The sequence below is a fragment of the Streptomyces sp. NPDC059850 genome (assembly GCF_042731515.1).
In the GTDB taxonomy this organism is placed as follows: Bacteria; Actinomycetota; Actinomycetes; order Streptomycetales; family Streptomycetaceae; genus Streptomyces.
Genome location: NZ_JBHWJI010000044.1, coordinates 30,508 through 50,753 on the forward strand (window position 1 = coordinate 30,508; position 20,246 = coordinate 50,753).

A 20,246-nucleotide genomic window follows, 5' to 3' on the forward strand; every position below is an offset into this window, starting at 1 on the left:
GGGGGGGCCGGGAGTGGGTGCCGTTCGCGTTCAGCCGTTTCAGCCGTTGCCGAACCTCTTGTCGATGAAGTCGAAGAGTTCGTCATCGCTGACCTCTTCGAACGCGTCCGCCTCGGCGTCCGCCCCGTCGTCGTCCGCGGTACGGCGCACGTCGTGCCACTTCGCCAGCAGCGTCTGCAGACGCACCGTGATGTTGGCGTGCGCGGCCTCGTCCGCCGCGACCGCCGCCAGATCCTCCGGCGCCAGCGAGGACAGGCTGTTCTCCAGCCGCTCCAGCTCCTCCGTGAGGGACCCTCCGGCGTCCGTGGCTTCCGGCGCCACCTCGTCGCGCAGATGGCGCGCGAGCGCCATCGGCGTCGGGTGGTCGTACACCAGCGTCGCCGTCAGCTTCAGCCCGGTGGCCGCGTTCAGCCGGTTGCGCAGTTCCACGGCCGTCAGCGAGTCGAAGCCCAGCTCCTTGAACGCCTGCTCGGCGCCCACCTGCTCCTTCGACGCGTAGCCCAGCACGGCGGCCACCGTGCGGCGCACCAGGTCGAGCACGGTGCGCTCCTGCTGGGCCTCCGACTGCCGCGCCAGCCGCTGCGCCAGAGTGTCCGCCTCAGCAGCGTTTTCGGGCACGGCCGGGCCGCCGCTTTCGGCGGCGCGGCGCACCGGGGTGCGCACCAGGCCACGGTAGAGCGGCAGCAGCTCCCCGGCGGACGCGGCGCCGCGCAGCGCCGCCAGGTCGAGCCGTACGGGGACGAGCACCGGCGCGTCGGGCACCGCGCGGGCCGCGTCGAACAGGACCAGGCCCTCATCGGCGGACAGCGGCAGCACACCGCCGCGCGCCGCGCGCTTCAGGTCGGCCGCGCCGAGCCTGCCGCCCATGCCCCGCTCCTCGGCCCACATGCCCCACACGAGGGACTGCGCGGTGCGGCCGGTGGCCCGGCGGTGTCCGGCGAGCGCGTCGAGGAACACGTTCGCCGCCGCGTAACCGCCCTGGCCCGGGCCGCCGATCGTCCCGGCGGCGGCCGAGAAGAGCACGAAGGCGGACAGGTCCAGATCACGGGTCAGCTCGTGCAGGTTGACCGCCGCATCGACCTTCGGCCGCAGTACGCGGTCGATCCGCTCCGGCGTCAGCATGTCGATGACACCGTCGTCGAGGACACCCGCCGTGTGCACCACGGCCGTCAGCGGACGGTCGGCCGGAATCCCGGCCAGCAGGGCCGACAGCGCCTCCCGGTCGGCCGCGTCGCAGGCGACGACGGTGGCCTGAGCGCCCAACTCCCCTATCTCTGCGACAAGTTCGGCCATGCCCTCGGCGGCGGGGCCGCTCCGGCTGGTCAGCAGCAGATGGCGGGCGCCGTGCGCGGTGGCCAGATGGCGGGCCACCAGCCTGCCCAGACCGCCGGTGGCGCCGGTGATCAGGACGGTGCCCTCGGGGTCGATCCCGGTGTCGGATTCGGTGGCCGGTTCGGTGGCCGGGGCCTCGACCCGGGCCAGGCGCGGTGCGTACACCGCGCCCGCGCGCAGCGCGAGTTCGGGCTCGCCCGAGTCCAGCGCCGCCGCGATCGCCGGGTACGACACCTCTCCGTCGACGTCGAGGAGGACGAACTGCCCCGGGTTCTCCGTCTGGGCGGACCGCAGCAGCCCCCACACGGGCGCGTTCACCAGGTCCGTGACCTCGGTGTCCCCGGCCGAGGCGACCGCGCCCCGCGTGACCAGCACCAGCCGGGCGCTGCCGGGCCTGCCGCCGTTCAGCCACTCCTGGACCAGGCCCAGGGCCCGGTGGGTGGCCGCGTGCGTGTCCGCGACGAGGTCGCCACTGCCATCTGACAGGAAGGGGACGAGGACCGTGTCCGGCGCCGTCCCGTCGACCATGACGGCCATGTCCAGCGCCGCGAGGTCGTCGTGGACCGTGGCGGTGTGCCCGGCCGCGTCCAGGCCGACGCTCAGCTTCAGGTCGTCGCCGCCGACGACGGCGAAGCTTGTCGGCCTGCCGTCCGAAGGCGCCGCCACCGGAGCCCAGTCCACCCGGAACAGCGTGTCCTGGCGCCCGGACGTCGCCGCCGCTCCGGCGATCCGGTCCGCGTCGAGCGGTTCGACGGACAGCGCGTCCACCGATGCGACGAGCGCACCCGCCTCATCGGCCGCCACCAGTGACACCGTGCCGTCCGTCACCGGGGAGAGCCGCACGCGCAGCACCTCGGCGCCCACCGCGTACAGGCTCAGCCCGCGCCACGTGGCCGCCACCGCGGCACCGTCCACGCTCAGCCCCAGCGGCTGGAGCGCACCGTCCAGCAGGGCCGGGTGCAGGGCGAAGCGGGCGGCGTCCGCCTGCCGCTCCTCGCCGATACGGACCTCCGCGTACAGCTCCTCGCCGCGCCGCCACACCTGGCGCAGGCTCTGGAACGCCGGGCCGTGCAGCAGCCCGGCGCGCGCCATGTCCGCGTACAGCGCGGCGGTGTCCACCGGCTCCGCGCCGGCGGGCGGCCATACGGCGAACTCGCCGACGCCCGCCGCCCGCACCCTGGCCGGGGCGAGGACACCACCGGCATGCCGCGTCCACGGCTGGTCCTGCTCCGCGCCCTCCGGGCGCGAGTACACCGCCAGCGGGCGGCGGCCCTCGTCGTCCGGCTCGCCGACCGACACCCGCAGCTGAACCCCGCCGCGCTCCGGCAGGATCAGTGGCTCCTCAAGGGCCAGCTCCTCCAGCAGCGCACAGCCCACCTGGTCCCCGGCGCGCACCGCCAGCTCCACGAACGCGGAGCCGGGCAGCACGGCCGTATCGGCCACCGTGTGGTCCGCCAGCCAGGAGTGCGACGCGAGCGAGAGCCGCCCGGAGAAGAGGTACGCGTCCGCGTCGGGCAGTTCCACCGCAGCGCCCAGCAGCGGGTGACCGGCCGAGCCGAGCCCGGCCGAGGTCACCTCGTCCAGGCCCAGCAGGGCATCGACCCAGTACCGGCTGCGCTGGAACGCGTACGTCGGCAGCCCGACCTTCCGCGCGCCCGTCCCCGCGAAGTACGCCTCCCAGTCCAGGGCCGGGCCACGGACGTAGAGCCGCGCGAGGGCGCTCGTCAGCGCCTCGGCCTCGGGCCGGTCCTTGCGGCAGACGGAGACGAATGCGGCATCGTCATCGCCGGTCACGCACTCCTGGGCCATGGCGGTGAGCACACCGTCCGGACCCAGCTCGACGTACGTGGTCACACCCTGCGCTTCCAGAGCACGCACACCATCGAGGAAACGAACGGCCTCACGGACGTGGCGCACCCAGAAGTCGGGGCTGGTGATCTCCTCGGCGGACACCACCTCACCCGTCAGGTTCGACACGATCGGGATGCCCGGGGCCTCGTACGTCAGCCCCTGTGCCACCTCGCGGAACGCGTCCAACATGCCGTCCATGCGCGGCGAGTGGAACGCGTGGCTGACCGTGAGCCGCTTGGTCTTGCGGCCCTGCGCCTCGAAGAACGCCGCGATCTGTACGGCGTCGTCCTCGTCGCCTGCCACGACCACCGACGTGGGCCCGTTGAGGGCGGCGATACTGACGCGCTCGGTGAGCAACGGCAGTACCTCGTCCTCGGAGGCCTGGACGGCGATCATCGCGCCACCGGCGGGCAGCTCCTGCATCAGCCGCCCACGCGCCGCCACCAGTTTCGAAGCGTCCGCCAGCGACAGCACACCCGCCACCTGCGCGGCGGCCAGCTCGCCGATGGAGTGGCCGGACAGGAAGTCCGCCTTCAGACCCCACGCCTCGACCAGCCGGAACAGCGCCACCTCGATGGCGAACAGCGCGGGCTGGGTGAAGCCGGTCTGATCCAGCGCGGCGGCGTCCTCGCCGAACAGGACATCCCGCAGCGGCCGTTCGAGATGCGCGTCCAGGTGTGCGCACACCTCGTCCAAGGCGTCCGCGAACACCGGGTACGTCTCGTACAGCTCACGGCCCATCCCGAGCCGCTGGCTGCCCTGGCCCGTGAAGAGGAACGCCACCTTGCCGCCCGCCACCGAGCCCTCGACCAGGCCCGGCACCTCGGACTCGCCACGCGCCAGCGCCGCGAGACCGGCGAGCAGCGCATCCCCGCTGTCAGCGGTGAGCACGGCCCGGTGGTCCATGGCGGTGCGGGTGGTGGCCAGCGAATAGGCCACATCGATGGGTGCGGCGTCGCCGCCGAGGTGGGCCAGCAGCCGTTCGGCCTGACCGCGTACGGCGTCCAGGGACCTGGCCGACAGCACCCACGGCACCGTCGGCAGCTCCACCGCCGGAGCGGCGGCCGGGGCAGCCTCCGGGGCCGGGGCCTGCTCCAGCACGGTGTGCGCGTTCGTACCGCTGATGCCGAACGCCGACACCGCCGCCCGGCGCGGACGGCCGGTCTCCGGCCACTCCCGCGCCTCGGTCAGCAGCTCCAACTCCCCGGCGGACCAGTCGACATGCGGCGTCGGCTCGTCCACGTGCAGCGTCTGCGGCAGCACACCGTGTTGCAGCGCCAGCACCATCTTCATCACGCCCGCCACACCGGCGGCCGCCTGCGTGTGGCCGATGTTGGACTTGATGGAGCCGAGCAGCAGGGGCAGGTCCGCTTCCCGGTCCTGCCCGTACGTGGCCAGCAGGGCCTGCGCCTCGATCGGGTCGCCCAGCGTCGTACCGGTGCCGTGCGCCTCGACGGCGTCGACCTCGGCGGCCGAAAGCCCCGCACCGGCCAGCGCCTGCCGGATGACCCGCTGCTGCGACGGACCGTTCGGCGCCGTCAGACCATTCGACGCACCGTCCTGGTTGATGGCAGAACCGCGCACCACAGCCAGCACCTCGTGACCATGACGCCGCGCGTCCGACAGCCGCTCCACGAGCAGCATGCCGACACCCTCACCCCAACCAGTGCCATCCGCACCAGCAGCAAAGGCCTTGATACGACCGTCCGCAGCCAGCCCCCGCTGACGGCTGAAGTCCACGAACGAACCCGGCGTCGACATCACCGTCACACCACCGGCCAGCGCAAGGGAGCACTCCCCCGCCCGCAGCGCCTGAATCGCCCAGTGCAGCGCCACCAGCGACGACGAGCACGCGGTGTCGACGGTGACGGCCGGACCCTCAAGCCCCAGCGCGTACGACACCCGACCCGACATCACACTGGCCGCGTTGCCCGTGCCCAGGAACCCGTCGCCGCCGTCCGGCGAGTGGAGAACGAGGGACATGTAGTCCTGGCCGTTCGTACCGGCGAACACGCCGACCTGCTGGCCACGCAGCGTCGTCGGGTCGATCCCGGCGCGCTCGAAGGCCTCCCACGACGTCTCCAGCAGCAACCGCTGCTGCGGGTCCATCGCCACCGCCTCACGCGGCGAGATCCCGAAGAACGCCGCGTCGAAGTCCCCGGCGTCCGCCAGGAATCCCCCGTCGCGGACGTACGTGGTGTACTCCGCGCCGGGCTCCGGGTCGTACAGCGACTCGACGTCCCAGCCACGGTCGCCCGGGAAGCCGGAGATGGCGTCCTGCCCGGAGGACAGCAGCCGCCACAGCTCCTCGGGCGAGTCCACCCCGCCCGGGAAGCGGCAGCTCATGCCCACGATGGCGATCGGGTCGTCATCGACCACAACACCCACAGGCGTGGTGGCTTCGACCGCGCTCTCGTCGCCCAGGAACTCTGTACGGAGGTGGTCGGCGAGCGCCGAGGACGTCGGGTAGTCGTAGACCAGGGTCGGCGGCAGCCGCAGCCCGGTCACGGTGTTCAGCCGGTTGCGCAGCTCGACGGCGGTCAGCGAGTCGAAGCCCAGCTCGCTGAACGCCCGGCCCGCCTCCACCGCCTCCGCGTCGGCGTGGCCGAGTACGTCCGCCACGGCGGAGCGCACCAGGCCCAGCAGCACGCTTTCGCGCTCCGCCGCCGGAACGCCCGCGAGCCGCTGCGCGAGCGAGGACTCATCCGTACCAGCGGTACGACCTGCCACGGCCTCCATCGCCGTACGCGCCTCCGGCAGATCCCGCAGCAGCGGGCTCGGCCGGGACGCGGCGAAGCCGGGGGCCAGCCGCTCCCAGTCGATGTCCGCGACCGTCACCGCGGTCTCGTCCAGGTCCAGGGCGCGCTGCAGCGCGGCGATGGCCAGGTCCGCCGCCATCGGCGGCACACCGGCCCGGCGCATGCGCTGCTCCAGCGCGTCGTCCGCGGCCATCCCGCCCTCGGCCCACGGGCCCCAGGCGATGGACGTGGCGGGCAGGCCCTCGGCCCGGCGGCGCTCGGCGAGCGCGTCCAGGAAGGCGTTCGCGGCGGCGTAGTTGGCCTGGCCAGCGGCGCCCATGGAACCGGAGAACGAGGAGAAGAGGACGAAGGCCGTGAGGTCCAGGTCCCGCGTCAGCTCGTGCAGATTGGCGGCGGCGTCGGCCTTCGCGCGCAGCACGGTGGCGAAGCGCTCGGGGGTCAGCGACTCCAGTACGCCGTCGTCGAGCACCCCGGCCGCGTGGATGACGGCCGTCAGCGGCAGTTCGTCCGGAAGCCCGGCCACCAGCGCGGCCAGCGCGTCACGGTCGGCGGCGTCGCAGGCCGCGACGGTGATCCGGGCGCCCGAGGCGGCGAGTTCGTCCCGCAGCTCGGCCGCGCCGGGGGCATCGAGGCCACGGCGGCTGGTGAGCACCACGTGCTCGGCGCCCTGGGCCACCAGCCAACGGGCGATGTGCGCGCCCAGCGCGCCCGTACCGCCGGTGACCAGAACGGACCCCGCACCCGGCCGCCAGTCACCGCCGCCGCGCGTGGCGGCGGTGGCGCGGGTCAGGCGGCGGCCGAAGACACCGGAGGCGCGCACCGCCACCTGGTCCTCGCCCTCGGCGCCGGTCAGCACCCCGGCCAGCCGGGACAGCGCCCGGTCGTCCACCGTCTCCGGCAGATCGACCAGACCGCCCCAGCGCTCGGCCAGTTCCAGGGCGGCGACCCGGCCCAGGCCCCAGACCCGTGCCTGCCACGGGTCCACCGGGCCGTCGGACCGGCCGGTGGAGACCGCGCCACGCGTGGCCACCCACAGCGGCGCGGCCACGCCCAGGTCGACCAGCGCCTGCGTCAACGCGGCCGTACGGAGCAGCCCTTCGGCGCCCGTGGCGACGGACGGCAGCGCGAACACACCCGCCACCGGGCCCTCCGCGGCCACCGCGCGCAGCCCCTCGGCCATGCCCGCACGGTCCTCGGCGGCCAGCTCGATCCGCTGGACCTCGGCGCCACGCGCGGACAGCGTCCGTACGACACCCTCGGCCCAGACGTCATCGTTCACACCCGCCGGGACGACGGCCAGCCACCGGCCGCTCAGCGTCCCCGCGCCACGGGTCGGCGTCACCGGCTTCCACGTCACCTGGTAGCGCCAGGCGTCCACGGTGGACCGCTCGCCCTGGCGGCGCCGCCACGAGGACAGCATCGGCAGGACGACACCCAGCGAGGACAGCTCGTCCGCGTCCTCGGACTGGAGCGTCCCGGCAAGGGCGGTCAGATCCTCGCGCTCCACGGCCTCCCAGAACCGGGCGTCCACGGAATCCCTCGCCGCGACGGCCTCGCGGACCTCCTCAGGGTCCTCCACCCAGAAGCGCTGCCGCTGGAAGGCGTACGTCGGCAGCTCGACCCGCACGGCGCCCGTACCGGCGAAGAAGGCCCGCCAGTCCAGGGCGACACCCCGGGTGTGCAGCGCGGCCAGCGCACCGGTCAGCGAATCGGGCTCGGCACGGCCCTTACGCAGCGCGGTCACGAACGCCGCGTCGGCCCCGGTGACGCACTCCTGCGCCATGGCGGTGAGCACACCGTCCGGACCCAGCTCGACGTACGTGGTCACACCCTGCGCTTCCAGAGCACGCACACCATCGAGGAAGCGAACGGCCTCACGGACGTGGCGCACCCAGAAGTCGGCGGTGGCGATCTCCTCGGCGGAGACGACGCCCCCGGTCAGGTTCGACACGATCGGAATGCGCGGCGCCTCGTACGACAGCCCCTGCGCGACCTCCCGGAACGCCTCCAACATGCCGTCCATGCGCGGCGAGTGGAACGCATGGCTCACCGTGAGCCGCTTCGTCTTACGCCCCTGCGCCTCGAAACCGGAAGCAACCTCAGCCACGGCATCGTCGTCACCCGCGATGACCACCGACGACGGCCCGTTGAGGGCGGCAATGCTCACACCACCACCGACCAGCGGCAGAACCTCATCCTCCGAAGCCTGAACGGCGACCATCGCACCACCGGCCGGAAGCTCCTGCATCAACCGCCCACGCGCCGCCACCAACACACACGCATCCGCAAGCGACAACACACCCGCCACATGCGCGGCAGCCAGCTCACCGATCGAGTGCCCGGACAGGAAGTCCGCCCGCACACCCCACGCCTCGACCAGCCGGAACAACGCCACCTCCACCGCGAACAACGCAGGCTGGGTGAAACCGGTCCGGTCGAGCACCGAGGCGTCATCCCCGAACAGCACATCACGCAACGGCCGCTCAAGATGCGCGTCCAGCTCATCGCACACCGCGTCCAGCGCCTCCGCGAACGCCGGGTACGCCTCGTACAGCTCACGGCCCATCCCCAGCCGCTGGCTGCCCTGCCCCGTGAACAGGAACGCCACCTTGCCCTCGGACACCAGGCCCTCGACCAGGCCAGGGGCCGACTCGCCACGCGCCAGGGCGTCAAGAGCGTCCCGGTCCTCACCGACGACCACCGCGCGCCGCTCCAGCGCCGCCCGGCCGGTCGCCAGCGCGTAGCCGACGTCCGTGGCGTCCAGGTCGGGGTGGGTGCCGAGGTGGGCCAGGAGCCGTGCGGCCTGGCCGCGCAGCGCGGCCTCGGACTTGCCCGAGAGCACCCACGGCACCGTCGGCAGCGCCACATCAGAAGCATCGGCCACGTCCAGGGCCGGGGGCTGCTCCAGGATGGTGTGCGCGTTCGTGCCGCTCACGCCGAACGACGACACGGCCGCCCGGCGCGGTCGGCCGAGTTCCGGCCACGGCCGGGCGTCGGCCAGCAGCTCGACGTCGCCCGACGCCCAGTCCACGTGCGGGGTGGGCTCGTCCAGGTGCAGCGTTCGCGGCAGCACCCCGTGGCGCATCGCCATGATCATCTTGATGACGCCCGCGACACCGGCCGCCGCCTGCGCGTGGCCGATGTTCGACTTCAACGACCCCAGCCACAGCGGCTGCCCCTCCGGCCGCTCACGGCCGTACGTGGCGAGCAGCGCCTGCGCCTCGATCGGGTCGCCCAGCGTCGTCCCCGTACCGTGCGCCTCGACCACGTCGACATCGGCGGTGGTGAGCCGGGCGCTGGTGAGCGCGTCACGGATGACGCGCTGCTGGGACGGGCCGTTCGGCGCCGTCAGACCATTACTCGCGCCGTCCTGGTTGATCGCGGAACCCCGCACCACCGCCAGCACCCGGTGGCCCTTGCGGCGCGCGTCCGACAGCCGCTCCACGAGCAGCATGCCCGCGCCCTCGGCCCAGCCCGTACCGTCCGCCGAGGCCGCGAAGGACTTGCAGCGGCCGCTGGTCGACAGACCGCCCTGACGGCTGAAGTCGATGAAGGTCTCCGGGGTGGCCATGACGGTCACGCCACCGGCCAGCGCCATCGTGCACTCGCCGTTGCGCAGCGCCTGCGCGGCCATGTGCAGCGCCACCAGCGACGACGAACACGCCGTGTCGATCGTGACCGCCGGACCTTCAAGCCCGAAGGTGTACGCCACCCGCCCCGAGGCGACACTGCCTGCGGAGCCGGTGCCCAGATAGCCTTCGAGCCCGTCGGGGACCGCGTTCAGGCGGGACAGATAGTCGTGGTACATGACGCCCGCGAACACACCGGTCCGGCTGCCGCGCGCCGTCGCCGGGTCGATCCCGGCCCGCTCGAACGCCTCCCACGACGTCTCCAGCAGCAGCCGCTGCTGCGGATCCATCGCCAGGGCTTCCCTCGGCGAGATCCCGAAGAAGTCCGGGTCGAACTCGGCCGCGTCGTGGAGGAAGCCACCCTGGCCCGTGGCGCTGGTGCGCGCGTTGCCAGAATCGTCGCTCCGCAGTCCGTCCAGGTCCCAGCCACGGTCGGCCGGGAAGTCGGAGATGGCGTCCACAGAACCCGTGACGAGCTGCCACAGCTCCTCGGGGGTCGTCACCCCGCCCGGGTAGCGGCAGCTCATGCCGACGATGGCGATCGCGTCGTCGTCGGCGACGGCCACGGTCGGCACGGGGCCTGCCAGGCCCTCGTCCACCTGGTCGCCCACCAACTCGGTCCGCAGATGGCGGGCGAGGACCAGCGGGTCCGGGTAGTCGAAGACAAGAGTGGCGGGCAGCCGCAGACCGGTCACCGTGTTGAGCTGATTCCGCAGCTCAACGGCGGTCAACGAGTCGAAGCCCAGCTCCTTGAACGCCCGCGCCGATCCGATGGTCTCCGCGCCCGCGTACCCGAGCACCGTAGCCACCTGCCCACGGACCAGGTCCAGCAGCAACCGCTCCTGTTCCGGCTCCGACAGTCCCGCGAGCCGCCGCGTCAGGTCCGACTCGACCGCCCCGGCGGCGGCCTCCACCGCACGCCGCGCCGGTACGCGCACCAGACCGCGCAGCAGCGGCGAGATGGCACCCGCAGCGGCCTGCGTACGCAGCCCCGGGAGGTCCACCCGCATCGGCACCAGGTGCGCCTCGCCCACGGACAGTGCGGTGTGGAACAGCGCCAGGCCCTCCGCCACCGGAAGCGGGGGAAGTCCGGCCCGCCGCATCCGGGCGATGTCGGCCTCGTCGAGCGTGCCGCCCATCCCGCCACCGGCCCACAGGCCCCACGCCAGGGCGGTGCCGGGCAGGCCACGCGCCGCACGGTGCTGCGCCAGTGCGTCCAGGAAGGCGTTGGCGGCGGCGTAGTTGCCCTGCCCCGGGCTACCGAACACTGCGGCCACCGACGAGAACAGCACGAACGCCGTCAGGTTCAGGTCCCGGGTCAGCTCGTGCAGATTCCAGGCCGCGTCCACCTTCGGACGCAGGACCCCCGCCAGCCGCTCCGGCGTCAGCGAGCCGATCACACCGTCGTCCAGCACACCCGCCGTGTGCACCACTCCGGTCAGCGGATGCTCAGCCGGAATCCCGGCCAGCACCTCCGCCAGCGCGCCACGGTCCGCCACATCACACGCCGCCCAGCGCACCTGAGCACCCGCGTCGGCCAGTTCGGCGGTCAGCTCGGCGGCGCCGGGCGCGGCATCGCCACGTCGGCTCACCAGCAGGAGGTGCCGTACGCCGTGCTCGGCCACCAGACGCCGGGCGAACAGGCCGCCCAGCGAGCCACCGGCCCCGGTGACCAGCACCGTACCGTCCGGATTCCACTCCGGGGCGCGGCTGTCGGCCCCGGACGTGGCGCGGGCGAGCCGGGGAATCTTCAGCGCACCCCGCCGTACGGCGATGTCGGGCTCGCCACTCTCCAGCGCCGCAGGCAACGCGGCAAGCGAATCCTGACCGCCGTCGACGTCGATGAGCACGATGCGGTCCGGGTTCTCGGACTGCGCCGTACGCAGCAGGCCCCGCACCGTGGCGCCCGCCAGGTCCGCCACCGGCTCACCGGCCTCGGTGGCCAGCGCCTCCGACGTCAGCAGGACCAGCTGTGAGTCCGTGAAGCGGTCGTCGGCCAGCCACTGCTGCACCAGCACCAGCGCCTGGGTGGTCGCCTCGTGCGCCGTGGTGGCGGGCGAGGGGTCTTGCCCCACCCCGCCCCTTCCCTCAACTTGGGGCTCCGCCCCAAGACCCCGGTCCTCAAACGCCGGACAGGCTTGATCTGCCGCACCCGGGCGGTCAAGTGCCGCACCGTCCGATGTCAGATGCACCACTACGCACTCCGGCAGCGCCGCACCGGAATCGATCGCCGCCGTCAGCTCCGCGAGGTCGGCGTACGCCGCTACGTCGAGGCCCGCGCCCGCCACATCACGCGCGAGGTCGTCGGAGCCCAGCACGGCCCACCGGCCGCCGCCCTCCGTACCGGCCACACCCGCGAGTTCCGTCCATTCCAGGCGGAACAGCGACTCGTGATGCTCCGTACGCGCGCTCCGCAGCTGCTCGGCCGACACCGGACGCAGCCGCAACGCCTCGACCTCGGCCACCGGCACCCCGGCCGTGTCCGCGATCTCCAGCCGCACCCCGTCGCCGCCCGTTGGCGCCAACCGCACCCGCAGCGCCGAAGCACCGCTCGCGTACAGGGACACCCCGCTCCACGCGAACGGCAGCCGCCCCTCACCATCGGTGTTGCCCAGCCCCGCGAGCCCCACGGCGTGCAGAGCCGAATCCAACAACGCCGGATGCAGACCGAACCGGCCCGCCTCCTCCGCCGCGTCCTCGGGCAGCGTCACCTCGGCGAAGATCTCACCATCGCGCTGCCACGCCCTGCGCAGCCCCTGGAACACCGGCCCATACGCGAAACCGATGTCCAGCAGGCCTTCGTAGCGGCCGTCGAGGTCGATCTCGGTGGCATCCGCCGGAGGCCACGCGCTCAACTCGAAGGACGCCTCGGTCCGATCACCGGGCGACAGCACACCACTGGCATGCCGGGTCCACGGCTCCTCGACCGGCAGACCCTCCTGGCGGGAGTGCAGCGACAACGACCGCCGTCCCGCGTCGTCGGCGGCGCCGACCGCGAGCCGCAGCTGAACGCCGCCCTGCTCGGGCAGGGCCAACGGCACTTCGAGCGTCAGCTCTTCCAGGTGGTCGCATCCCACCTGGTCACCCGCCCGGACGGCCAGCTCCACCAGCGCCGTGCCCGGCAGCAGAACCGTGTCCAGGATGGTGTGCTCGGCCAGCCACGGATGGGTGGACAGCGCCAGACGGCCGGTGAACAGCAACCCGTCCGAGTCCGGCAGTTCGGCGGTGGCCGCGAGGAGTGGATGCCCCGCCTCGCCCAGGCCCACAGAGGCCACGTCACCGAAGAACAGCGAAGACACCTTGGGCCAGTAGCGCTGCCGCTGGAAGGCGTACGTCGGCAGCTCGACCCTCGTCCCGCCCTTACCGGCGTAGTACGCGGTCCAGTCCACCGTCACGCCACGGACGTGCGCCCGAGCGAGGGCGTACGTCAGCGCCTCGGCCTCGGGACGGCCCTTGCGGCAGACGGAGACGAACGCGGCATCGTCATCGCCGGTCACGCACTCCTGCGCCATGGCGGTGAGCACACCGTCGGGGCCCAGCTCGACAAACGTCGTCACGCCCTGCGCTTCGAGCGTCCGGACGCCATCGAGGAACCGCACCGCCTCCCGGACATGCCGCACCCAGAAGTCGGCAGACGTGATCTCGTCGCCGGAGACCACGCCACCAGTCAGGTTGGACACGATCGGAATACGCGGGGCCTCGTACGTCAGCCCCTCGGCCACCTCGCGGAACTCGTCCAGCATCCCGTCCATACGCGGCGAGTGGAACGCATGGCTGACCGTGAGCCGCTTGGTCTTACGCCCCTGCTGCTCGAACGACGCGGCAACCTCAGCCACGGCATCGTCGTCACCCGCGATGACCACAGACGACGGCCCGTTGAGGGCGGCAATGCTCACCCCACCACCGACCAGCGGCAGAACCTCATCCTCCGACGCCTGCACGGCGACCATCGCACCACCAGCCGGAAGCTCCTGCATCAACCGCCCACGAGCCGCCACCAACACACACGCATCCGCAAGCGACAACACACCCGCCACATGCGCGGCAGCCAGCTCACCAATCGAATGCCCCGACAGGAAGTCCGGCGTCAGACCCCACGCCTCGACCAGCCGGAACAGCGCCACCTCAACCGCGAACAACGCAGGCTGAGTAAACCCGGTCCGGTCCAGTACAGCGGCATCGTCCCCGAACAGCACATCCCGCAGCGGCCGTTCCAGATGACCGTCCAGATGCGCACACACCTCATCGAGCGCGTCCGCGAACACCGGGTACGTCTCGTACAGCTCGCGGCCCATCCCCAGCCGCTGGCTGCCCTGACCCGTGAACAGGAACGCGACCCGGCCACCGGCCACCGAGCCCTCGACCAGGCCTGCGGCCGACTCGCCGCGCGCCAAGGCGTCCAGAGCGGCACGGTCGTCGCCGATCACCACCGCACGGTGGTCCAGCGTGGCGCGCGTGGTGGCGAGGGAGTAGCCGAGGTCGCCCGGTGTGATCTCCGGGTGTTCGTCCAGGTGCGAACGAAGCCGTACGGCCTGCGCGCGCAGCGCGTCGGCGGTCTTCGCCGACAGGACCCACGGCGTCACACCGGGAGTCGTGGCCTCGCGCCGCGCCTCGCCCTCGACAACAATCGGCGCCTGCTCCAGCACCGCATGAGCGTTGGTGCCGCTGAAGCCGAACGACGAGACGCCCGCACGGCGCGGCTGACCGGTCTCCGGCCACGGCCGGGTCTCGGCCAGCAGCTCGATGTCGCCCGCCGACCAGTCCACATGCGGCGACGGCTCGTCCACGTGCAGCGTCTGCGGCAGCACACCGTGCCGCATCGCCAGCACGACCTTCATCACCGCTGCCACACCCGCAGCCGCCTGCGTATGGCCGAGGTTCGACTTCACCGAACCCAGCCACAGCGGCTGCCCCTCCGGCCGGTCCTGGCCGTACGTGGCAAGCAGCGCCTGCGCCTCGATCGGGTCGCCCAGGGCCGTCCCCGTACCGTGCGCCTCCACCACGTCCACATCACCGGCCGACAGACCCCCATTGGCCAGCGCCGCACGGATCACCCGCTGCTGCGACGGGCCGTTGGGCGCGGTCAGACCGTTCGACGCGCCGTCCTGGTTCACCGCCGTACCGCGCACCACCGCGAGCACCGGGTGGCCGTTGCGGCGCGCGTCCGACAGCCGCTCCACGAGCAGCATGCCGACGCCCTCACCCCACCCCGTGCCATCCGCACCCGCCGCGAACGCCTTGACCCGGCCGTCCTGCGCGAGCCCACGCTGACGGCTGAACTCGATGAACGCACCAGGGGTGGACATCACGGTCACACCACCAGCCAGCGCCATGGAGCACTCACCGGCCCGCAGCGCCTGGACCGCCGTGTGCAGGGCGACCAGCGACGACGAGCACGCCGTGTCGATGGTGAGGGCCGGGCCCTCCAAACCGAAGGTGTACGCCAGTCGGCCCGATATCACGCTGGCCGCGTTGCCCGTGCCCACGTGGCCGTCGATGCCGTCCTGCTCACCGGCCAACAGCACCGACAGATAGTCCTGGCCATTGGTGCCGACAAAGACACCGGCCGTCGAGCCGCGCAGCGTCGCCGGGTCGATCCCGGCCCGCTCGAACGCCTCCCACGACGTCTCCAGCAGCAGCCGCTGCTGCGGATCCATGGCAAGGGCCTCGCGCGGCGAGATCCCGAAGAAGGTCGGGTCGAAATCGGCGGCGTCGTGCAGGAATCCGCCGTCACGGGCGTACGAGGTGCCCGGCTGATCCGGGTCCGGGTCGTACAGCGCGTCCAGGTCCCAGCCCCGGTCCGTGGGCATGCCCGAGACCGCGTCCGTACCGGACATGAGCAGCTGCCACAGCTCCTCGGGGGTCTCCACACCACCCGGGAACCGGCAGCTCATCGCCACGATCGCGATCGGTTCGTCATCGGCCACCACGGTCCCGGCCACCGCCGGGCCATTGGTACCGGCCACGTCCCCGGTCAGCAGCTCGCTGAACAGATGGTCGGCAAGGGCGATCGGCGTCGGGTAGTCGTAGATGAGCGTGGCGGGAAGCCGCAGCTCAGTGGCGGCGTTCAGACCGTTGCGCAGCTCCACGGCGGTCAGCGAGTCGAAACCGATCTCCCGGAACGCCCGCTCGGCGCCGACCTCCGCCACATCGGCGTGGCCCAGCACGCCCGCGACATGCGTACGCACCAGATCCAGCAGCGCGCGCTTCCGCTCCGCTTCGGGCAGTCCGAGCAGCCGCCCTGCCAGCGCGGAAGCCGACTCGCCACCGCCCTCGCCACGCCCATCAGAATCCCCAATCGGCACCGGCGCCAGCTCGGCCAGCAACGGGCTCGGCCGCACAGCGGTGAACGTCGACAGGAACAGCTCCCAGTCGACATCCGCCACCGTCACGACGGCCTCCGGGCGGGACAGCGCCCGCTGGAGCGCCACCAGGTTCAGCTCCGGCGCCATCACCCGCAGGCCACGGCGGCGCAGCTGCTCCTCGGCGTCGCCCTCGGCGGCCATACCGCCGTCCGCCCACGGGCCCCAGGCCACGGCGGTCGCGGGCAGGCCACGTGCCCGGCGCCGCTCGGCCAGCGCGTCCAGGAACGCGTTACCGGCCGAGTACGCGCCCTGGCCGCCGCTGCCCCAGATTCCGGAGATGGAGGAGAAGAGGATGAACGCGTCCAGGGGGTCGGACGACTCGTCGAAGATGCTGTCGAGGTGGATCGCCCCGGCCGTCTTCGCCTCCAGGACGCGGGCCAGCTCCGACAAGTCGCCGTCGGTGCCGGGCTCCTGGGAGACACCGGCCGCGTGCACCACGGCCCGCACCGGCGTACCGTCCACCGCAAGCCGCTCCACCAGCGCTTCCAGCGCCTCGCGGTCGGCCACATCACACGCCTCGACGGACACGGCGGTGTCGGGTCCGGACAGTTCGGCCACGATCTCGGCCGCGCCCGGCGCGTCCGGACCACGGCGGCTGAGCAACACCAGCCGCTCAGCGCCATGCTGGGCCAGCCAACGGGCCACATGCCGCCCCAGCGCACCCGTACCGCCGGTCACCAGCACCGTGCCACGCGGCGTCCACGGCTCGGCGGACGCGACGGACGCGGCCGCCGCGTCGCGCGAAGCCCGCACCGCACGCCGTACGAACACCCCGGCGGCGCGGATCGCCACCTGGTCCTCGCCGCTCACTCCGGTGAGCACACCCGCGAGCCGGTCCAGCGCACGCCCGTCCAGCGACTCCGGCAGGTCGGCCAGACCACCCCAGCGCTCGGGCCACCCCAGGCCCAGAGCCCGGCCGAAGCCCCACAGCTGCGCCTGCGTCAGGCTCTCAAGCCGGTCCGCGCCACCGATCGAGACCGCGCCCCGGGTCGCACACCACACCCGCGCCGATCCATAGCCGTCCCGCTCTTCCAGCGCTTCGACCAGCGCACCGGTCAGCGCGAGACCGAGCGGCACCGCCGGATGCTCCGGATGCGGCCGCTCGTCCAGCCCCAGCAACGACAGGACACCGGCCACCGGACCATCGGCGGCCACCGACGCGAGACGCGTTGCGAGGGTCTGGGGATCAGTGTCCGCCACGTCCAGCTCGGCCCGCACCACCCGTACACCGCGCCGCACCAGGTCATCGGCCACGGCGGCAACCCAGGGATCGTCCCCACGACCGGCCGGAACGGCCAGCAGCCAGGTGCCCGTCAGCGCGGCCGTCTCCGACGACCCACCCCGCTCACGGGTCTGGGGCTTCCAGACGACGCTGTAGAGACGACCGTCGACGGTGGACAACTCCTGCTGTTCACGGCGCCACGACGACAGGGCGGGCAGCACCGCGCTCAGCGGCTGGTCGCCCTGGACCCGCAGTTCGCCCGCGAGCGCTTCCCAGTCGCCGCGTTCCACCGCCTCCCAGAAGCGTCCTTCGATCACGTTCACGGCCGGGGCTCCCGAGGCCGCCGCCTCCGCAGGTGCCTCAAGCCAGTACCGGCGGCGCTGGAAGGCGTACGTCGGCAGCTCGACCCGCTCGGCGCCGGTGCCCACGTAGAACGCGGTCCAGTCGACCGTCACCCCACGCACATGCGCCCGTGCCACGGCGGTGGTCAGCGCCTCGGCCTCGGGGCGGTCCTTGCGCAGTGCGGCGATGAACGCCGCGTCCTCGCCGGTCACGCACTCCTGCGCCATCGCACTGAGCACACCGTCCGGGCCCAGCTCGATGAACTTCGTGACGTTACGCTCCTCCAGCGTGCGCACGCCGTCGAGGAAGCGAACCGCCTCCCGGACATGCCGCACCCAGAAGTCCGGGCTGGTGATCTCCTCGGCGGACACCACGGCACCGGTCAGGTTGGAGACGATGGGGATGCGCGGAGCCTCGTACGACAGCCCCTGCGCCACCTCCCGGAACGCGTCCAGCATCCCGTCCATACGCGGCGAATGGAACGCGTGGCTGACCGTGAGCCGCTTGGTCTTCCGACCCTGCGCCTCGAAACCGGAAGCGACCTCAGCCACAGCCTCGTCGTCACCCGCGATGACCACAGACGACGGCCCGTTGAGGGCGGCAATGCTCACACCACCACCGACCAGCGGCAGAACCTCATCCTCCGAAGCCTGCACCGCGACCATCGCGCCACCAGCCGGAAGCTCCTGCATCAACCGCCCACGCGCCGCCACCAACTCCGCAGCATCCGCAAGCGACAACACACCCGCCACATGCGCGGCAGCCAACTCACCAATGGAGTGCCCCGACAGGAAGTCCGGCTTCACACCCCACGCCTCGACCAGCCGGAACAGCGCCACCTCAACGGCAAACAGCGCGGGCTGGGTGTAGCCGGTCTGGTCCAAAACCCCCGCGTCGTCCCCGAAGAGAACGTCACGAAGGGGCCGCTCAAGGTGCGGGTCCAGCTCATCGCACACCGCATCCAGGGCAGCGGCGAACACCGGGTAGGCGTCGTACAGCTCACGCCCCATCCCCAGCCGCTGGCTCCCCTGCCCCGTGAACAGGAACGCCACCTTCCCAGGAACCGGCGAACCCTGCACCAGCCCCGAGGTGGTCCCGTCCGCCGCCAGGGCGTCGAGTCCGGCCCGGAAGCCGTCGCGGTCGGCGGCGACGACCACCGCGCGGTGCTCGAAGGCCGAGCGGGTGGTGGCGAGCGAGTGGCCGAGGTCGAGCGGGCGCAGATCGGGGTGGGCCCGCACATGCGCGGCCAGGTGCTCTGCCTGGGCGCGCAGTGCGGCGGCGCCGCGTCCGGACAGCACCCACGGCAGCACGGCGGGGGTCACAGTCGCTGACGCCGTGGCCGGTTCGGGGGCGGGCGCCTGCTCGATGATGGTGTGGACGTTGGTGCCACTGACACCGAACGACGAGATACCCGCGCGGCGCGGGCGGCCGTCCGTCTCCGGCCACTCCCGCGCCTCCGTGAGCAGCGACACCTCACCCGCCGACCAGTCGACGTGCGGCGTCGGCTCGTCCACGTGCAGCGTCTGCGGCAGCACACCGTGGCGCATCGCCATGACCATCTTGATGACGCCACCGATTCCGGCGACGTTCTGGGTGTGGCCGATGTTCGACTTCAGCGAGCCGAGCCACAGCGGCTGGCCCTCCGGCCGCTCCTGGCCGTACGTGGCGAGCAGCGCCTGCGCCTCGATCGGGTCGCCCAGCGTCGTACCCGTGCCGTGTGCTTCCACGGCGTCCACGTCGGCGGCGGTGAGGCGGGCGTTCTCCAGGGCCTGGCGGATGACACGCCGCTGCGACGGACCGTTCGGCGCCGTCAGACCATTCGACGCACCGTCCTGGTTGACCGCCGAACCGCGCACCACGGCCAGCACCGGGTGGCCGTTGCGCCGCGCGTCCGACAGCCGCTCCACCAGCAGCACACCGACGCCCTCGGACCAGCCGGTGCCGTCCGCCGACGCCGCGAACGACTTGCACCGGCCGTCGGCGGACAGCCCGCGCTGACGGCTGAACTCCACGAACACATCCGGGGAGGACAGCACGGTCACGCCCGCCGCCAGCGCCAGCGAGCATTCGCTCTGCCGCAGCGCCTGGACCGCCAGATGCAGCGCGACCGAGGAGGACGAGCAGGCGGTGTCGATGGTGGCCGCCGGGCCCTCCAGGCCGAGGGTGTACGACAGCCGCCCGGACGCGACGCTGGCGGCGGTGCCGGTCAGCAGATGCCCCTCGACGCCCTCCGGCAGGTCGTACCCGCCCGCCCCGTACGCCTGCGTGGAGGCGCCGACGAACACACCGGTACGCGAGCCCCGCATCGTCGCCGGGTCGATCCCGGCCCGCTCGAACGCCTCCCACGACGTCTCCAGCAGCAGCCGCTGCTGCGGATCCATCGCCAGGGCTTCCCTCGGCGAGATGCCGAAGAAACCGGCGTCGAACTGGTCCGCGTCGTACAGGAAACCGCCGCCACGGGCGTAGAAGGTGCCCGCGCGCTCCGGGTCCGGGTCGTACAGCGCCTCCATGTCCCAGCCACGGTCGGCCGGGAAGCCCGAGATGGCGTCCTGGCCGCCCGCGACGAGCTGCCACAGCTCCTCGGGGCTGCCGACGTCGCCGGGGAACCGGCAGCTCATGCCGACGATCGCGATCGGTTCGCGCGACGCGTCGGTGAGCTGCTGGTTCTGCTTGCGCAGCCGCTCGGTTTCCTTCAGCGAGGCCCGCAGCGCGTCAACGAGTTTGTCGTTGGGGGTTGTCATCGTCC

Annotated in this window: 1 protein-coding gene; it reads right to left on the reverse strand. The window is 72.6% G+C overall.

Annotated elements, in window-relative coordinates; all coding sequences use genetic code 11:
• Positions 1-39 precede the first annotated feature (39 nt).
• Complete coding sequence (locus tag ACFV9T_RS29910) at positions 40-20,241, reverse strand: type I polyketide synthase (RefSeq protein ID WP_385445555.1); 20,202 nt, start codon at positions 20,239-20,241, stop codon at positions 40-42.
• Positions 20,242-20,246: the final 5 nt, after the last annotated feature.

What these genes read in the sequence shown, in the direction of transcription:
- ACFV9T_RS29910 (WP_385445555.1), bottom strand. Translation starts at nt 20,241, where the DNA reads ATGACAACCCCCAACGACAAACTCGTTGACGCGCTGCGGGCCTCGCTG.